This window comes from Pseudovibrio sp. Alg231-02, assembly GCF_900143565.1.
Taxonomy (GTDB): domain Bacteria; phylum Pseudomonadota; class Alphaproteobacteria; order Rhizobiales; family Stappiaceae; genus Pseudovibrio.
This window is the reverse complement of the sequence record NZ_FREX01000001.1, coordinates 82,210-100,197: the sequence shown is the minus strand read 5'-3', so window position 1 is coordinate 100,197 and position 17,988 is coordinate 82,210. Positions and strand designations below refer to the sequence as shown.

Below are 17,988 nucleotides of genomic sequence, written 5' to 3'. Positions count from 1 at the left end.
GCTTACCCCAACTCCGGGGCAGGGCGCGCTCCTGTTGCGCGCCCTTATCCTCTTCCTGATCTTTCGATCCAGTAATCTCCCTTCTTGGGAAGGTGTATTTTGAAGAACTTCTCTTTGTTGTCTGTGCGCGCGGGAACGCTGTTTTTCTCGCCCGCTGCGGCTCTTGTCGGCGCATTTGTGATCGTCCCCTTCTTCTGGGTGATCTTTGTCTCCTTCACCAACAGAACTCTGCTTGGTAAAACAGCTCTCAACCCCGAGTTTGTCGGGTTTGATAATTACGTCGCCTTGTTCAACATGGAAACGTTCTTCACACGGGGCCAGTTTGGGTTCTCGCTCATTCTTACAATTCAGTTTGTGCTGCTCTCCGCGCTTATCGGGCAGGCACTGCTGGGCATGATCCTCGCATGGTTGCTGCAATCAACACCCAAATACGTGAAGCTCTTCTCTGAATCTGCCGTCATCGTGGCTTGGATTCTGCCAGAAGTTGTGATCGGTTTCGCCTGGTTTGCCTTCCTTGATTACGACAACGGCACCTTGAACATGCTGACAACAGCACTCGGGCTGGAGCCGGGGGACTGGTTGCTGGACAATCCGTTCTGGGTAATCGTGTTCTTCAACACCTGGCGCGGGGCAGCGTTCTCCATGATGTTGTTCAATTCCGCGTTTGCCTCTCTTCCGCCAAGCTACTTTCAGGCCGCTGATGTTGCTGGCGCGACGTCTTTCCAAAAATTCAAAGACATCGCCTTGCCGCTCATCAAAGGGCATGTGGTGACAGATCTGATCCTCATCACCATGTGGACGTTCAACGTGTTTACCCCGTTCCTGCTGACGCAAGGCGGCCCGTCGTACCGCACCGAGCTGCTGTCCATCTACACGTATCGCGTCGCCTTTAAAGACTTTGAGTTTGGCAAAGGGGCCGCCGTTGGCGTGGTCATCATGTTGATCAACCTTGCCTTTGCTCTGTTCTATCTGCGCATTGCAAAACAGAAACATAAGGGAGCAGAATAATGACCCTCTCATTCCAGCAAATTCTGTCTCGTATCAGCTTCTCTGTTCTTGCAGCCCTGATCGGCATCTGCTTCGCCTTGCCTTTGATCTGGTTCCTGTTCGCTCCCTTCAACGCGCGGGCAGAACTCGGACTGGAAATTCCAAGTCCGTTTACGCTGAAGAACTTCTTCACTGTCTTTGAAAACACCTTCGCAATGCGCGGATTGCTGAACTCGTTCATCCAAAGCATTGGCGGCGTGGTTCTTGTTGGGTTTGCTGCAACTTTGGCTGCCTATGCCCTCTCACGCTCTGACATTCCCGGCAAAAAAAGCATCACATACTTGTTGCTGCTGTTCTCCTCCGTGGTGTCCGGTAGTGCGGCGATGGTTCCAATCTTCCTGATCGTCTCCAAACTCGGCCTCATCGACACCCATGTCGCTGTAATCCTCGTCTTCGCTGGCGGTCTGCTGCCAACAGCGATGTTCATCCTGCGCGACTTTATTGATGGCATCCCCAAGTCCTACGAGGAAAGCGCGATGGTCGCCGGGGCGTCCTCTATGCAGGCCTTCCGTGATGTGGCACTGCCAGTCATCCGTCCGGGCATTGTGGTTGTGGTGGTCTGGGCCTTCGTCAACATCTGGGGCAGCTTCCTGATCCCGTTCATTCTGCTGCGCTCTGACGAGCTGATGCCTGCTTCTGTGGCCATCTACTCCTTCTATTCGGAAGCTGGAACGCCAATCGTCACGCTGCTTGCAGCCTATGCGCTGATCTACTCGTTCCCTGTCATCTCTCTCTATCTGTTCGTAAACTGGAAGTTTGGTTTCCGGTTCTTCGGCGGCATTAAAGCATAATCGGAAGAACAAAAATGGCTTCTATCTCCTTTCAAAACGTCACCAAGTCTTTCGGCGATTTTAATGCAGTCTCCAATGCCAGCTTTGAGATCAATGACGGCGAGTTCATCTGCCTGTTGGGCCCGTCCGGCTGCGGAAAAACCACCAGCTTGCGCATGATTGCAGGGCTGGAAACACCAACCAGTGGGCGCATCTATATCGGTGATAAAGATGTAACCGGTCTGCATCCGCGAGACCGCAAAATCTCCATGGTGTTTCAGGATTATGCGCTTTATCCGCACATGAACATCAGCCAGAACATCTCTTATCCGTTAAAAGTACGCGGTGAGAATGAGGCCACCCGCGGCGAGCGGGCGCAGGAAGTCGCGGATGTTTTGAAGATCGGCCATTTGCTGGACCGTTTGCCTGCGCAGATCTCTGGCGGCCAGCAACAACGCACGTCACTTGCCCGCGCGCTGGTAAACCCGAGCCAGGTCTACCTGTTTGATGAGCCGCTTTCCAACCTGGATGCCAAGCTGCGTCTGGAAGCACGCGGCTTCCTGCACCATTTGCAGCACAGCATGGGCATGACCTCGGTTTACGTCACCCATGATCAGGCCGAAGCCATGGCGCTCGCCACCCGTGTTGCGGTCATGGATCAGGGCCGGATTGTTCAGTTCGCAACCCCAATGGAAATCTACCGCAAACCAGCCACCACCTTTGTGGCAAACTTCGTCGGCAACCCGCCCATGAACCTGTTGCCAGTGGAAGCGATGGTGGAAGACAACAGCCTGAAGGTGAAAGCTGATGGTCTGGAAGTTGTGGCCTTGCCGATGCATAAGTCTTTTGCAGAAGCCGTTGCCATCAACCCCAACATCACGCTGGGGGTCCGCCCGGAACATCTGCGGGCAACAGCTGAAGAAGAAAACGTGGTGCGCGGCAAACTGTTTGCCAATGAAAACATGGGCGCGGAAAAGCTCGTCACCATCGAGCGTCCAGATGCAGCCCGCTTCACCGCCCGCATCTTCACAGATGACGACATCATCCTGTCAGAAGATGTAGCTCTCGGCTTTTCCAGCCAGCATATCTCCTTGTTTGATGCAGACGGAAACAGATTGGCATTGGACAATGAGTGACACTCTGGACCACCTCAAATTGCAGCACCACATCACGAAGGCGGATCAGCTCAAAGATCCGTACTTCTATCTGGAATTTGAGGTGCCGGAAGGAACGACACGCTTTGACGTGTCGCTGAACTACCCCAAGGCCAAGGATTGTATCATCGATCTTGGATGCCTTGATCCCGAGATCACGCCATTTCCGGCAGTCTCGGGGTTTCGTGGCTGGAGCGGGGGCGCCCGCGACAGCTTCTTCATCGCGCTGGATGATGCCACTCCGGGCTATGTCCACGGCCAGATCAAGCCGGGCACATGGCAGATTATCCTGGGCCTTTATAAAGTGCCGGAAAATGGTGCGGATGTTGATCTCACCATCTCCTTCGACCAGGCCCCAAGAAAGCTTGTACCGCAACCCGTCACACCCAATCCGGTGCGTCACGGAGCAGGGTGGTACAAGGGAGATCTGCACTGCCATACCTTCCACTCCGATGCACGCGGTGCACCGGAGTTACTCCACGCCGCTGCAAAACAGGCAGGGCTGGATTTTCTGGCAATTGCGGACCACAACACCACCACCCAGCGCAGATATTTCCACCCGCACTCCTCACAGGACCTGGTCTTCGTACGAGGCATGGAAGTCACAACCGCAGTCGGTCACGCCAATGTCTTCGGCATTGATGACTGGCTCGACTTCCGCATGACCAGGCCAGACCACGCCCACATCGTCGCCAAAGCGGCTCATGAGCGCGGCGGCCTGTTCTCCATCAATCACGACAAACCGCCGATCGACTGGACCTACGAGCTGCCAGAGACCGATTGCATGGAAGTCTGGCAATCTGCATGGCTCATGTACAACTGGGTGTCACTGGCACGCTACCAGAAACGCCTCAGTGAGGGGCATCAGATTTCGCTGATCGGTGGCAGCGACTACCATCAACCCGACCAACTGTTACCGGAAGGCCCGCTTGTGCTGGCTCGCCCGACGACAGTGCTCTGGCTGGATGAACTCAGCGAGCAAGCTGTTCTGAACGCCATGAAAGCAGGGCTCGGGTATGTGACCGAAGGGCCAGACGGCCCGCACCTGTCGCTCACCTCCGGTTTGGCGCGCATGGGGGATAAAGTGCCGGCAGGCACCACAAGTTTCTCCGTCCACGTCAAAGGCGCCAAAGGGGATGTGTTGCGCTGGGTGGATGCATCCGGCTTGCGGAGAGAAGATGTTCTCATCAATGATGAACAGCAGATTTCCTTCAACCAGCCAGCTACAGGTTTCCTGCGAACTGAGATCGTTGCGCGTGAAAACCACACCGAGCTGCTTGGAGAATTTTTAGGGGCGTTCAAAGGCAAAAAGCTTCCTTTGGGGCTCACTGAAGCAGACATACTGGAACAGCCCATTATCCGGGCTCTTTCCAATCCAATATACATAGTAACGGAATAGGACAGCACGGCATGTTGATCGGGAATGCACCGTGTTCATGGGGCGTCTGTTATCCAACAGGCAACGCATACGAGCCAGAGGAGTATCTGGCAGAGGTCGCAAGCGCAGGTTACAAGGGGACTGAGCTTGGCCCGCTCGGGTACCTGCCAAAGGAGACAGAGGCGCTCAAAGCCATGCTGACGAGGCACGATCTCACCTTGATCGGCGCAACCCATGTGCACACGTTCTCCCAACCGGAAACAAGCGCCCGGTTCCATGAAGACATGCAGGCACAAGGTCAACTCCTGTCATCCCTTGGCGCTAAGCATCTGGTGGTGATGGATGAAAGCAACGTCTATCCGCAAGATCAGCTCGGTGTGATGACACAGGCCGCGCGAGAACAAATGTATGAGGACCTCACAAAGGCCCATGCAATGCTTGCTGAAGAATACGGTGTTGCGCTGAGTTTTCACCCCCACATTGGCACATGTGTTGAACTGGAAGACCAGATTGACGATCTGCTGCAAAACACGCCGCTCAATCTGTGTCTTGATACAGGCCACCATGCGTTCTGGGGTCAAGACCCACTGGCGTATATGCAGCGCAAATGGGACCGCATCGACTACATGCATCTGAAAAACGTTGATCCAGCTGTACGCACGCGCGTTCTGTCTGGCGAACTCAGCGTTCCTGCGTCTCTGGCTGCAGGGGTCATGTGCCCACTTGCAGATGGAGCCGTTGATATTGCGGCGGTTATGGACGTCCTGCGGGCAAGGGACTTCCGGGGACCGGTTGTTGTTGAGCAAGATATTGCTGAAAACGCAGGTGAAACACCGCTGGATCTCGCCCGCAGCAACTTCTCCTTTATTGCAAAACTCGCTTAAGTCTGAGGAAGAACAATGTCACTGTCCGTCGGAATTATCGGCTTGGGCGAAGTCGCTCAGTTGATGCACCTGCCACTCCTTGCAGATGATGCCCGCTTTACCATCTCGGCCATCAGCGATGTCTCTAACGAGCTTATGGAGTACATCGGCGACCGCTACGGTGTTGCAAAGCGATATGCAGCAGCCTCAGACCTGATTGCGGACCGCTCGCTGGATGCAATCTTCATTCTGACACCGGATCACTTACACGCAGATCTTCTTTCAGAGGCGATGCAAGCTGGCAGGCATGTCTTCATCGAAAAGCCGGTCTGCCTCAATAAACACCAGATCCCGCCATTACTGGAAGAGCAAAAAAGCAGCAACAGCGTGGTGTTCGTTGGCTACATGCGCAGATATTCCCGCAGCTTCCTCGCTCTGAAGGACCGCATGCCGGATCTGACAAACATCCGCCATGTCCGCATCCGCGATATCATCCGCGAAGCGCCATACTTCACCCGCCAGACCCGCCCCGTTGTCCGCGGTAGCGATGTCCCGCAAGAGATCATCCGCGAAGGCCAACAGCGCACCACAGCCATGCTCCGTGAGATCATGGGGGAGAACGCCAGCGAAGATCAGTTGCGCGCCTATCAGGTCCTGACCGGGCTGTCCTCACACAGCTTCTCCGCCATGCGTGATCTGCTCGGCATGCCAAAGGCGGTGAGCTACGCCAAACAACATGGCGGGGAAACGGTGATGGTCCTGTTTGATTATGGTCACTTCACCGCGCTGTACGAAGCTGTCATCTCTGACATTGCTGAATTCGATGCAGGCATCGAAGTGTTGACCCAGACGGAGCGGTACCATGTGACCTATGACACGCCGTACATTCGTAATCTACCGACACAACTTAGTATCACTCGTTCAACCGATGAGCAGACCACCAAAGAGGTGATTGGTCCGTCCTATGAAGACCCGTTCCGGATTGAGTTGGACGCCTTCTATAAAGCTATAGTGGATGGAGAGTTTTACGAAACAACGCTAACCGACGCAGCAAACGACTTAGCCTTGTTTGCTGATGTTGGAGCAAAGATTACAGATGTAAGCTGAAGGTTATACTAGTTAAATCATTGCATTAACAGGCATTCCTGATTCTCTTTCTCAAGAATGCCTGTGAGCTTTCAAACCGTTACGCTCACATTTCAACGCAAGCAAACGCAAACCAACGTAAGGCCAATTTCCGTTGTGTGCATTGCGTAATAACCATCGCATTTTGTGTATTTAAATCTTGCCTCAAATACAAATCCAGACTGGATCTAAACTTACCTTAACTTAACCAAGTATCGGCAACGCAATTTTCAGCGAAAGACTTGATTTTTCCCATATCCGAAGAACGACAACGCATAATTATGCGCAGCGCGATTAAAGTGTGAAACAGCAGTTTCCAGAACTTCGGAGTTTCCAAATGCCTGAGAATAACCTCCCTCCAGAGCACGAAAACTGGGCGCATGCAGTCTTAAAGACGATGAAGGTCAGGTTTGATCTGCCTGATGATGATCAGGTGCCGAACAGCGAAAATGGGCAAGGTGGCGAAACAGTCTCTGTTTCTCAGGCAGAACAACCCCCGCAAGACAAAGCCGAAGAACAGCAGGCTGTTCTGGATCTGGCAGAACGCAAGCGTATTCATCAAAAGGAATTGTCTAAAGTAAGCAGGAACTTAAAGTCTCTTGCTAAGGCAGTACATATAGCTGGCAAACGAACCGATGTCTTCATTGAAGACGTCACTCAAAGGGTGTTCGAAGACGCCAAGCAGTTGGCTGAAGCCAATGTAAAGCAAGCCAATGACATCATGAACAAGCCAGACAAAAAAGGCTTTGTTGACCTTGGTAAACTGCAGGCCTTCATGGACCGTGGAGAAGAATATCTCCGCGTGATGCAGTCCAACTTCAAGGAAGGCCAGGACATCACTCTCGATAGCATGAGGGGGATAGCAGCTGAAGCCAAGAAGAAACTGGATGATGTCCATAAGCAACGCGCCAGTATTGAAACCTGGAACATTGATCTGTCTCGCTTTGACGGGGCTTACGAGCAGGCTGCTGAAAATATTAGGGATCTGAACACGGCATTGAATAGCAACAGCATCTCTGTTGCCAAGCAAAGTCTACAAGCCGCATCGATCAATCTTGCGGTGTTGAAAGACCTGCTGAAGAAAACGCAAAAACACGCTGCAAACGCGAAAAAAGATATCGAGAACCGAGTTCAATCAACCGAAACAGCAGCTGCTGATCTGAGTACACGTAAATCCGAAATTGAGCATAATCCCAAAGACCTGGTAGAATTTGAGAAGCTTCATGAGGCGGTCGTAACTAACTGCAAGCAAGCAACATCTCTGGTCGCTGCAGGCAACGGCATTGAGGCCGAAAAGGCGGCTGAGAGCGCTGAAAACGGCTTCATCGAAATGCAGCAAGTTATGTTGCAGAGCATTGCGTCTTCTGAAGGGACACCTGAAGAGGACGATGATGACGAGAACGAAGTGAAACTGCTTGCTGGTGATGCGATTGAGCTGACAAAGAAGGCGGATGAGCTGGCCTCTCAGGAAGGGTTGGTGAGCGAGTACAACGGACTTTTGCCCGTCTTCAGGAAGGCGGATAAGTCTGCGCGTAGCGCCATTGCAGAGGCGCAATCTGACCTATTGAAAGGTGAAGTGCTGTCTGCAGAAGATAAGCTTGAAAAGGTCAAGCTTGACCTCACAGAGATGCACGAGATTGCCGTGGAGGCACAATCGGCTCTTGAGATTGCGCAGGATCAGATCGCTTTACTGCAAAAACAAGCCGATATTTTGCTCTCCCGTCGCTCTGAATTTGTGAAATTTGCAGAGGTAGATGAGAGAAAAGTCATTTACCTCAAAAGGTTCGATACTATTGCGGGCGAAGTTGAGTTCAACCTTAATCGAGCAGAAACAGCGGTGAAAAATGAAAACCTGAGCGAGGCCAATCAGGTCACCGCCAACGCTCAGACCTCCATTACAAACCTGCAAAACCATGTCGACAAATTGCAGTACTTCCAGGGGATCAGAACAGCCGCCACTCAGGAGGAAAATACCGAGCTCTTCATGCAGACATTGGACAGACTGCGAGAAAATATTGCCGAGTTCAATGATCGCAGCGATGTCTTCAAAGACAAAGAAGAAGAGGCAATTTTCGATAATCTATACGATAGAGCTGTCGAGTACTCTGATCAGGCGGAAAATCTCTTCAAACGTAAGAAATACGAAGACGCCGACGATGCAATCGATAACACCCAGATTGCTCTCAGCGGCCTCGAAATCGCCTTGGAACGCGGCGCAAAAACAGCCGCCAAAGTTGCAGGCCTGAAGATTGAAGTGCAAGAGGCCTGGGGCAGAATTCAAGCCTATGAAAACGTTGCGAATGGCATTGTAAATGATGAACTTCGTGGGGAATTTCTCAGTTTCAGGATGATCGCCCAAGGCTACGCCAAAGAAGCCTTCGATTACATCAGCCAAGGCCGCATCACAGATGCCAGAGGCGCGCTGGCAGACCTGAAGCAATCTATGGTCAATCTGGACGCTTTTGTCGCCAATCCGCCAAAACCAAAGCAACCGGAAAGCTATCAGGCAGGTACGGAAACATCTGAAGTGGAAGAGGAAGCTCTAACTGTAGAGCAACTGGCGGAAAAAGAAGAGCAGGAAGAAATTGCACTATTCGTCAGAGAGTTAAAGCAGCTTCGCGTTGAGGTCGAACAGCTGAAAAACGCTGTCAAAGAGGGGAATAAAGTTTGGGAACGTTTCTGTGAAGGAGACTACCTCCAACGGTTCCAGAACTCATTCCAACTGGCAAACGCCTCAATCGATGAAGCGATGGATTGGCTTACAGGCGCTGACCAAATGATGACACCTGGCCCACGGATGAAAGTCAATCAGGACCTATTCATCACGAGCATACGAGAGCCAATCACAGAGGCAAAAAAAGCCTACCGTGACATGGAAAATGCATTTGATGTCAGCAAGCAAATCGTGATGTCGCAGCTCAACGGCATCTCTGAAGGAGCCAAATACTACCTTGCCGCATTCGAAGATATTTACAAACTGCGTGACGACCTGGGTGGTTGGGCGATTGATCTGTCCGCATTAGATGATGCCTATCTGACAGCAATGGACAATATTGCGGAACTCAAAATATCCGTAGAAAAACAAGATGTTGCAGCATCTCGAGAGGCTTTGGATCTGGCTGAAACACACCGGCAGAGCATGAGACAGGCGAGTGAGGCAGCGGAAAAAGCAGCACTAGACGAAGAACTTAAGGTCATCACGTCATTTTCTGACTTGCTGACTGACTACATTAAGCTGTCCGAACTTGTAGACACGGTTGCCAAATTTCCAGAGATTTTGAAAGTATTTGAAAATGCAGATGCCACTGCGAGAGCTGGTCTGGATAAAGCTCATGAACTGGCAAAATCTGGAGAGGGAAAGGCCGCAGTATTGCAATTCTCAGATATCGCAAAAGCTATGGACGTCATGGTCGATGCTCTCGGTGATGCAGGTGTTGCTGCTGTAAGAGCGGAACTCGACGCCCAGGCACAACGCGATGCTGATATCACGGTCTTCGGGATTCAAAAAGAGGAGATCCTTGCCGAAGTCGAGACACTCTCTGATATTATCGAGGCCTCTTACAGCGATTGGATTGACTTCTGTCGCGGAGATTTTGAAGCCTCGTTCAACGACTATTTCGAGTCAGCAAAGCAAAAACTTGAAAATGTGATAGCTCTGTCCAATCCACCCGAAGGTGGTGACGTAAACGGCATTATAGCTAAGATGAAACATGAGCTGGCAGAAGCACAGTCCTTCTACAAAGCTATGGATGGAATTCACAATGTAAGTGAAAGCATCGCCACCTTTAAACTACGGGGCATGAACCAACGTGCCGAGTACTTTCAGGATAAGATTGACAAAATCAGTGAGGGGCTCAACCAATACGTTGATTGGGATTTAGACTTCTCAGAGTTTGACGTAAAGTATAATGAAGCCAAAGGCTTGATTGAGAAACTAAGAGGAGCGGTCCAAAAGAAGGATTACATCAACGGCGTTGATATCGTCCATGAAGCGCAAGCCGCTGTGGATGTGGTTGATGGTGAAGTGCAACGCTACGCAGACTTGTTCGTAGAAGCAAAAGCAAATTTCTACAAAGGCTTTGGGGTTTATCGCGAAAGGATCGCAGAGCTTGTGAAGCGCAGGCCCGAGCTTGAGAACATCAAACACCTTGCAACGGCGTTTGATGATGCTGAACGCTCAGCTCTTCAGGCTATTGATCGAGCTATCGCCCTGATCAGGAAAGGAGACCGCTTCGGTCCTGACAAGGAAAGTGAATACATACTCAGCCAGGAAGATCGCATGCTTGAACTGCTCCAGGAGGCAGTGCCACTTGCAAAAGATCCAGAAAAGCTCGCTGCCACGATAAAGGAGAGCCAGCAAAAACTTGCCGAGTTCGAGGCTCTGAAGAAAGACATTCAGGATGGCATGGACCGGGAAGTCTTTGAAGCAATGCAGGTGCGTGGTGCTGAACATGCAGCAGAGGCACAAAAGCTGATGGAGCAGGAAAACTTCGAGAAGGCCGAGTTTGAACTATTTGCCCTGCGCGTTGTTAATGAAGCTCTGCAATCAAGACACGATTCCGGTGTAGCCATTGCAGACAAAATTCCTGAGCTGGAACAGGAAGTTGAAGATGTAACAACGGATCTGGATGATCTCAATAAACTGAGCAGCACGATCCAGAATGCCGATGACGCAGTAAACTACGGTAAGTATCACTCCATCGGTATCCGAACGGCCTTTGAAGCAAAAGACTTTCTCCTCAAAGACGAGATCCGACGTGCTCAGGCAGCGTTAAATACACTCCAGTACTACCTTGATAAAATGGAGGAACTTCTCGACAAACAGGGAACAAAAGGTCCTAAGCGCAGGTCTGGTTCGGTGCAATCTAAATCAGAGGATCAACCTGAAGAAACACTCAAGCCATCAGAAGAGCTGGAGTTGGAACGTGAGGACAGCTTCGGCCCAGCTGATGATGAAGAGCAAAAAGCCAACCTTCAAGAGGCAATCGCGTCGACTGACCAGCTTCTGGAAACAGCCAAGGCAAATGTTAAAGACCTGCTGGATGCATCAGAAGCAGAGTATTACGGGATGATCCTCCAGAAAGCCGAAGAGCACGCCGCCGCCGCAAAAGACCACCTCGCGAATGCCAGATTAGACGACGGCGATGAAAGCATCGAGTACCTCAAGTTTGCTTTGGACACTCTACATGATGCGCACCGCGTAGGTCTCGCAACCTCGCAACTTGTGCCGGGCTATGAAAAAGAGATCGATGAAATTGGCCAAAAACTCATCCTGCTCAATCTGAAACGCAACACGATTAGCGAAGCGAAGGCTCAGACTGAGTTTGATAAGGTCCGCAACGAAGCAAGCGCATCTGTTTATCAGGTTGCACGCTTGCTCAACGACAAAAACATCCGCAAAGTCAAATACGAAATGGACACCCTGCGCGAAAAAGTCGGCAACCTGGAAAAAATCCTGAACAGCCACACCAGCAGACGCGCAAAACTGAAGAATCTGCTAAAGCGCAAGAAGTAAAAGTAGGCGCCGTTGTTAGTTGTCAGCATTGTATTGGGAAAGGTGGACAAAAAGCAGCACTCGCCGGGCGGGGAGTGCTGCTTTTGGTGGTGGGTGCCCCTGAAGGTTCGGGAGGAGGGTAAACCTTCAAAGGCACCTTATGTCTCTGTCAGTTAAATCTGAGCAGAGAGATCCTTGGCGAGTTTGGTGTACTTATCGCCAACGATAAGATGGAGCGCTTTGTCTCCGGCTTTCATGACCTGAATGCCTGCCTGTGACAGCTCTGGCATGGACACTCCAGCGATATCGCGCAGTTCTACGCGCACGCGGGTATTTGCAACAGCCTCAACAGCTACCACGTTATCCTTGCCGCCAAGCTGACCAAAGATTGCAGCCGCGTCGAGACCTTGCTCAACAAAAGGTTGTGCAGAAGCACCGCCGCCTTGCAGGTAGATCTCCATGTCGGTCTTCAGGTTTTCAGAAGCCGTTCCGAAGATGGCCTGCGCGCCGTTACCAACGCGGATCACACCGCGGGCACCAAGTGCTTTCAATGCTGCATCATCAACCTTGGAAACATCAGCGGTGCTGACACGAAGACGGGTGATACATGCATCCAGATTGGTGATGTTGTCTGCGCCGCCGAAGGCTTTCACAAGCGCTGCTGACATTGCATCTTCATCACCGCTGGCAACAGCAGCGGAAGTCTCAGTTGCAGCTTCACGGCCCGGAGTTTTCAGGTTCAGGGCTACAATGAGAATACGGAACACAGCGTAGTACAGAGCTGCGTAACCCAGACCGAACACCACCAGCATCCAGCCGTTGGAGGAGAGTGGGTAGAGCAGAACGTAATCGATGAAGCCGTGTGAGAAGGTCATGCCGTGCTTGATGCCGAGCATGATCATCAGGGAGTAGCCAACACCTGCAAGAATGGCGTGTGCGATATAAAGAACTGGCGCAACGAAGAGGAACGCAAATTCGATTGGCTCTGTGATACCAGTCAGGAAGGAGGTCAGCGCTGCGGAGATCATGATACCGCCAACCATGGTGCGGTTCTCAGGCTTTGCGCAGTGCCAGATTGCCAGTGCAGCTGCAGGCAGGCCCCACATTTTGAAGAGGTAACCACCAGCCATGTTACCAGCAGTTGGATCACCAGCAAGGTAACGCTGAATTTCGCCAGTTACAGCCTGGCCGGTTGCCGGATCAATGTAGGAACCAGCTTCGAAGAAGAATGGCACGTTCCAAATGTGGTGCAGGCCGAATGGGATCAGCGCACGCTCGATTACACCATAGATGAAGAATGCAACTTCTGGGTTTTCTTCCGCTGCCCAACGGGAGAACGCGTTGATGGCACCGCCGACCGGAGGCCATACGAATGACAGGATAACGCCCAGGAAAATACAGGCAAACGCAGTGATGATCGGCACAAATCGCTTACCCGCGAAGAAACCTAGATAATCTGGCAACTTGATGCGGAAAAACTTATTGAACATGAACGCAGCCAGCGCGCCCACGAGGATGCCGCCAAACACCCCGGTATCGATGGAAGTGATGCCGAGGATCGGCTTGGTTTCGATCGCAAGTGTTTCTGCAACAACGCCCATTGTTGCGAGAAGAACACCGTAACCAACCACGGCAGCAAGGCCGGCGACACCGTCGTTTTTAGCGAAGCCGAGTGCAACGGCAACTGCGAAGATGATAGGCAGGTTACCGAAGATCGAACCACCAGCCTGAGCCATCAGGTGGTTGATGAATTCCGGAATGAATGGCAGGTCAGCTGCGCCGACGCCGAGAAGGATACCAGCAGCTGGAAGAACCGACACTGGTAGCATCAGGGACTTACCAACCTTCTGTAAGGCTCCGAATGCGTTTGAGAATGTACTCATTGTTTTTCCCCCAGAGTTGCATGGTGTGCGAACACGCCATGCCCCCTGACTTTTGTTAGGTATTCCCGACTGGAACACCAACTCCCACATTTACTCCTGCATCACTGCTGTGATTTAAGGAGATCTTTCACGTCACTGGTATCCGCGCAGTCCAAAGCTGCTTGCGCGAGCTTGCGGGACTCCTCCATGGATACAGTGCGAACTTTGTGTTTCACTTCCGGCAACGCAGGTACGCTGACAGAGAGTTCTTTGATGCCGAGGCCGATGAGAACGGGCACGGCTTCTACCTGACTGGCCAGGCCACCACAGACGCCGACCCATTTGCCTGCATCGTCTGCTGCTCTGACGGTCAGCTCGATCATGCGCAGCACGGCTGGGTGCAGAGCGTCGGCGCGGGACGCGAGGCCGGGATGGCCGCGGTCGATCGCCATGACGTATTGAGTGAGATCATTGGTGCCGATGGAGAAGAAATCCACTTCCGGTGCAAGCTTGTCGGCCATAAGAGCAGCGGAGGGCACCTCGATCATGATACCGACTTCAACATGCTCTACACCAAGGTTCTTCTGCTCTTCGCGCACCAGAGCGTTGACGGCACGCAGCTCATCCAATGCACTGATCATCGGGTACATGATGCGTGCATGACCCTTGTGTGCCTGAGAGAGAATGGCGCGGACCTGACGGCGCAGGATGCTCGGGCGCTCGATGCCGATACGCACGCCGCGGACGCCGAGGAACGGGTTCTCTTCATGCGGCATAGGCATGTAAGGCAAAGGCTTGTCGCCGCCCACATCCAGCGTGCGGATGATGACAGGGCGTTCCTTGCCCATAACCTCAAGGATTGCGCCAACCTTTTCGGCCTGCTCTTCTTCCGTCGGCTCGTTGAGGCGCTCCATGTAGAGGAACTCGGAACGCAGCAGACCAACGGCTTCAGCACCAGCTGCAACAGCTTTTTCAGCATCTTCGACGCTGCCGATGTTGGCCGCAATTTCCACCCGGAAACCGTCTTTGGTGATGGCCGGCTTGTGGGCGTCACGCTGGTATTCTTCAGCTTGCTTGGCTGCGTTTTCAATCTTCTTGGTAAAGGCAGCTTGCTCTTCGTCAGTCGGAGAAACTTTGATTTTTCCGCGCTTTGCGTCCAGAAGCAGCACGGTGCCGTCTTCCAGATCCTTCATGGCTTCTTCGACATTGACGAGATATGGCAGGTCGTTGGAGCGGGCGATGATGGCTGCGTGAGAAGATGAACCGCCATGAGTGGTACACAAACCAACAATCTTGGTGAGATCCAGAGCAACGATTTCGGAAGGGGTGACGTCTTCCTGAAGAAGGATAGTGCCTTCCTCCAGAATTTCACCGCCGTCATCAACGCCAAGCAGTTTTTTCAGAACCCGCAGACCAATATCGCGCACGTCAACAGCACGGCCTGCGAGCAGCGGGTCGTCCATTTTGGCGAGGGTTTCTGCCTGGGCTTCGTAAGCCAGCTTCCAACTCCAGGCTGCGCCTTGGCCCTTCGCGATGTCGGCTAGTGGCTTCTCGGAGAGTTCGGGATCGGAGAGCAGCTCGATATGGGCGTTGAAGACTTCTGCCAGTTCTTCCTGACTGTTCTTGTTCAGGCGATCTATGATGCTTTGCAGGTCTGCAATGCTGGATTTGACGGAGGCTTTGAACGCTGCACGCTCTTCAGCAGGGCCGATGCTTTCGCGGGTAACTTCCGGTAGCGCTTTGTTGTGCTTGACCAATTTGCCGATGGCGCGGCCCGGGGATGCAGTGAAGCCGATGAGAACACCTTCTTCACCGGATTTGACCTGAAGCAGAGGCGCTTCTTCAATCACATCTTCCTTTGGGGCCTCAGAGAAACTGGTGATTTCTTCGCCAAGACCAGCTTTCACAGCAGCGATAACATCAGCCACCACTTGCTGCGCATCTGGACCAACAGCTTCAATCTCCAGCTCGTCACCAAGCTTTGTTTTCAAAGACATAATGCCGGTAACGGAAGAGCCGCTGCAGGTTTTGCCGTTGACCGTAAAGGTCACTTTTGCATCCGCTTTACGCACTTCAACAGCCAGACGGGCGGCTGGACGGGCGTGGAGGCCAGTGGCGTTGGGGATCTTGACGGAGCCAGTGATAGCAGGGCCGGTTGGCTCGGCAGCAGTTTCCTGCGCTGGAGCAATTGTGCCTTGCGGATCGTTGCTGCTTGGGACGGTGAAGACGACCTGATTGAGGTCTGTCTGAGCGCTGCCGAGGGGAGCAACTGTTGTGACTTCCTGACCGCTGGTGATGACAACTGCGGACTGAACGGAAACACATTCGCGGGCGATGAGGTCGGCGTCGAAGGTGATAAGGGGTTGACCTTGCTCGACCTGATCTCCCTCAGCGACGTGCAATTCGAAGCCGCGGCCTTTCAGGGCAACGGTGTCGAGGCCGATATGCATCAGCAGTTCAACATCACCTTGTTGTAGCGTAACAGCATGATGTGAATTATGAATTTGAGTTATCTTGCCAGCGAACGGGGCGTAAAGAACATTGTCTGTCGGGTCGATGGAAACGCCATCACCCATCATCTTTTCGGCAAACACCGGATCGGGCAGGTCGGTGACAGCCTGAACTATGCCCTTCAAAGGCAAATTGATGGAAAATTTATTTTTTGGATCCTTCACCGTTTTATCTCCCGATTATATTAGGTGAATGCGCGCCTTCTTAAGCTTCGGCTAAGTCTTGAAGAGACAAGAGGCGATTTTTACGCGAGGATCATTTGCGTAAGGCCGCACAACAATACGTAAAAAGACTAGTGTTACGGGGTGTTACGAATTGTTACAAAGGGAAATATTTCTCATTACATAGAGAACGACTTACTGATGGATATCAGTGCTAGTCGACTTTATGTATAGATAAGATTAACTCGAATTATATACTAATATACATCATGCAATTACATGCAGTCGGCAGCACCCTCCCATACATTTGCAACAATGCTGTAACAACAGCTTGATACATTACAGAGCCGCCAATCCGGGCTGTTTCACCTGTAATGACGATCTGCACACGCTCTAGCCCCCCGAAATCCCAAAAGCACCCATGCCTGAAGAGAGCGGGGGACCGGATTCAGCCTTGCGTTTTTATTTGCGTTGTTTTGTGATTTTTGCGTTCAAAGCGTGTTTTGGTGCGCGCTTATGTGCTGAACTGCGGGGAGAGGAACCTGCGCCAGCGTGGAGCCGCCGCAGGTCAAAATTTGATCTTTAGAGCAAGACAGTTCTGGTTTCTTTTTCGCTCAGATAAGCAGCTTCGATGATCCGGATGGTCTGCATTGCATCGCGCGGGGAGACGGGTACCGCGGTGTCATTGCGAATGGCGTCCCGCATACCTGCGTAGAACCGTTCGTATCCACCTTTCTGGCTTGGTACCGGCGTACCTTCACCCGTCTCGTTATAAAGCGTGCCCCAGTCGTCTTCTGCTTCAACGCCCCAGGTTGGGCTCGCAGGTCCGCCTCCGGCCTTCAGCATGTCCTCTTGTGGGTCCATGCCATAGGTGATGTAGGTGGCTTTATCCCCGCTCACCTGAAAGCGTGGACCTTGCTCTGTGCTGAGGCAGTTGCCGTGCAGGATGACATCGCAGTCGTCATAGCCGAGCACGAGGTGGAAGTGATCCACCGCTGCCGCTTCTTTGCGCTGAACGCGAAGTTTTGCCTGAACGGATTTTGGCGTGCCAAACAAACTCAGCGCCTGATCGATGCCATGGGCACCCAGATCATACAGGATGCCCGCTCCGGGGATATCTTGTTCGCGCCAGCGGCCTTTAATGTCCGGGCGATAGCGATTGTAGTTGCACAGGTACGAATGCACTTTACCAAGGCGACCTGTTTCCATCAGGTCCTGCAGTGTCAGGAAGTCGCAGTCGAACCGGCGGTTGTGATAGACGGAAAGCTTCAGGTCTTTCTGCTCTGTAATTTCAATCAGCTCTTCCGCTTCCGCACTGGTGATCGTGAATGGCTTTTCAACCACCACATGCTTGCCAGCCAGCAGCGCTTTTTTAGCGTGATCGTGATGCAGCGTGTTGGGCAAGCTGAGAACGACAAGCTCAATGTCCGGCTGTGCCAACACATCTTCAAAAGAGGTGTATGGCGTGCAGTCGGGCAACTTGCTTTTGACAAGGTCCGGCTTGCTGGAAACCACCGCGGCAAGGTCAATGCCTTCAACAAAGGTCAGCAGGGGTGCGTGGAAGCTTTGGCCAGAAACACCAAAGCCCACAAGAGCCGTTTTCACAGGCTGAACAGAACTCAT

The 17,988-nt window shown here is 52.3% G+C and carries 10 protein-coding genes; 7 read left to right on the top strand and 3 right to left on the bottom strand.

Features of this window, described 5'->3' with window-relative positions:
* Positions 1–99: 99 nt before the first annotated feature.
* From DHN43_RS00355 to DHN43_RS00325, 7 genes are all read left to right on the top strand, one after another.
* Positions 100–1,008, top strand: coding sequence for a carbohydrate ABC transporter permease (locus tag DHN43_RS00355; protein ID WP_063318657.1), 909 nt, complete (start codon positions 100–102; stop codon positions 1,006–1,008).
* Entirely contained in the window at positions 1,008–1,838 is an 831-nt protein-coding gene (locus DHN43_RS00350; RefSeq protein WP_063291991.1) for a carbohydrate ABC transporter permease, read from the top strand. The genes DHN43_RS00355 and DHN43_RS00350 overlap by 1 nt, the downstream gene beginning before the upstream one ends.
* A 14-nt stretch (positions 1,839–1,852) precedes the next feature.
* Positions 1,853–2,953, top strand: a complete 1,101-nt coding sequence (locus tag DHN43_RS00345) for an ABC transporter ATP-binding protein (protein WP_063288585.1) — start codon at positions 1,853–1,855, stop codon at positions 2,951–2,953.
* Positions 2,946–4,370, top strand: coding sequence for a CehA/McbA family metallohydrolase (locus DHN43_RS00340; RefSeq protein ID WP_108817368.1), 1,425 nt, complete (start codon positions 2,946–2,948; stop codon positions 4,368–4,370). Before DHN43_RS00345 ends, DHN43_RS00340 begins: the two co-directional genes overlap by 8 nt.
* 11 nt (positions 4,371–4,381) lie before the next feature.
* On the top strand, positions 4,382–5,233 hold the full coding sequence (locus DHN43_RS00335) for a sugar phosphate isomerase/epimerase family protein (protein ID WP_108817367.1): 852 nt from the start codon (positions 4,382–4,384) through the stop codon (positions 5,231–5,233).
* 15 nt (positions 5,234–5,248) lie between these two features.
* Positions 5,249–6,319 (top strand): Gfo/Idh/MocA family protein, encoded by a 1,071-nt coding sequence (locus DHN43_RS00330; protein ID WP_108817366.1) that lies wholly within the window; start codon positions 5,249–5,251, stop codon positions 6,317–6,319.
* A gap of 355 nt (positions 6,320–6,674) precedes the next feature.
* Positions 6,675–11,852 (top strand): hypothetical protein, encoded by a 5,178-nt coding sequence (locus tag DHN43_RS00325; protein ID WP_108817365.1) that lies wholly within the window; start codon positions 6,675–6,677, stop codon positions 11,850–11,852.
* A 152-nt stretch (positions 11,853–12,004) separates the two neighbouring features.
* On the opposite strand, the gene ptsG is transcribed toward DHN43_RS00325, so the two are convergent.
* The 3 genes from ptsG to DHN43_RS00310 all read right to left on the bottom strand — a co-directional run bounded on the left by ptsG (position 12,005) and on the right by DHN43_RS00310 (position 17,988).
* Positions 12,005–13,714: a PTS glucose transporter subunit IIBC gene (gene ptsG / locus DHN43_RS00320; RefSeq protein WP_108817364.1), complete on the bottom strand. Its 1,710-nt coding sequence runs from the start codon at positions 13,712–13,714 to the stop codon at positions 12,005–12,007.
* Positions 13,715–13,815: 101 nt separating this feature from the next.
* Positions 13,816–16,368, bottom strand: a complete 2,553-nt coding sequence (gene ptsP / locus DHN43_RS00315; RefSeq protein WP_108817363.1) for a phosphoenolpyruvate--protein phosphotransferase — start codon at positions 16,366–16,368, stop codon at positions 13,816–13,818.
* A 579-nt stretch (positions 16,369–16,947) separates the two neighbouring features.
* Positions 16,948–17,988 carry an oxidoreductase gene (locus DHN43_RS00310; protein WP_108817362.1) on the bottom strand — a complete coding sequence of 347 codons (1,041 nt, stop codon included), beginning with the start codon at positions 17,986–17,988 and terminating at the stop codon, positions 16,948–16,950.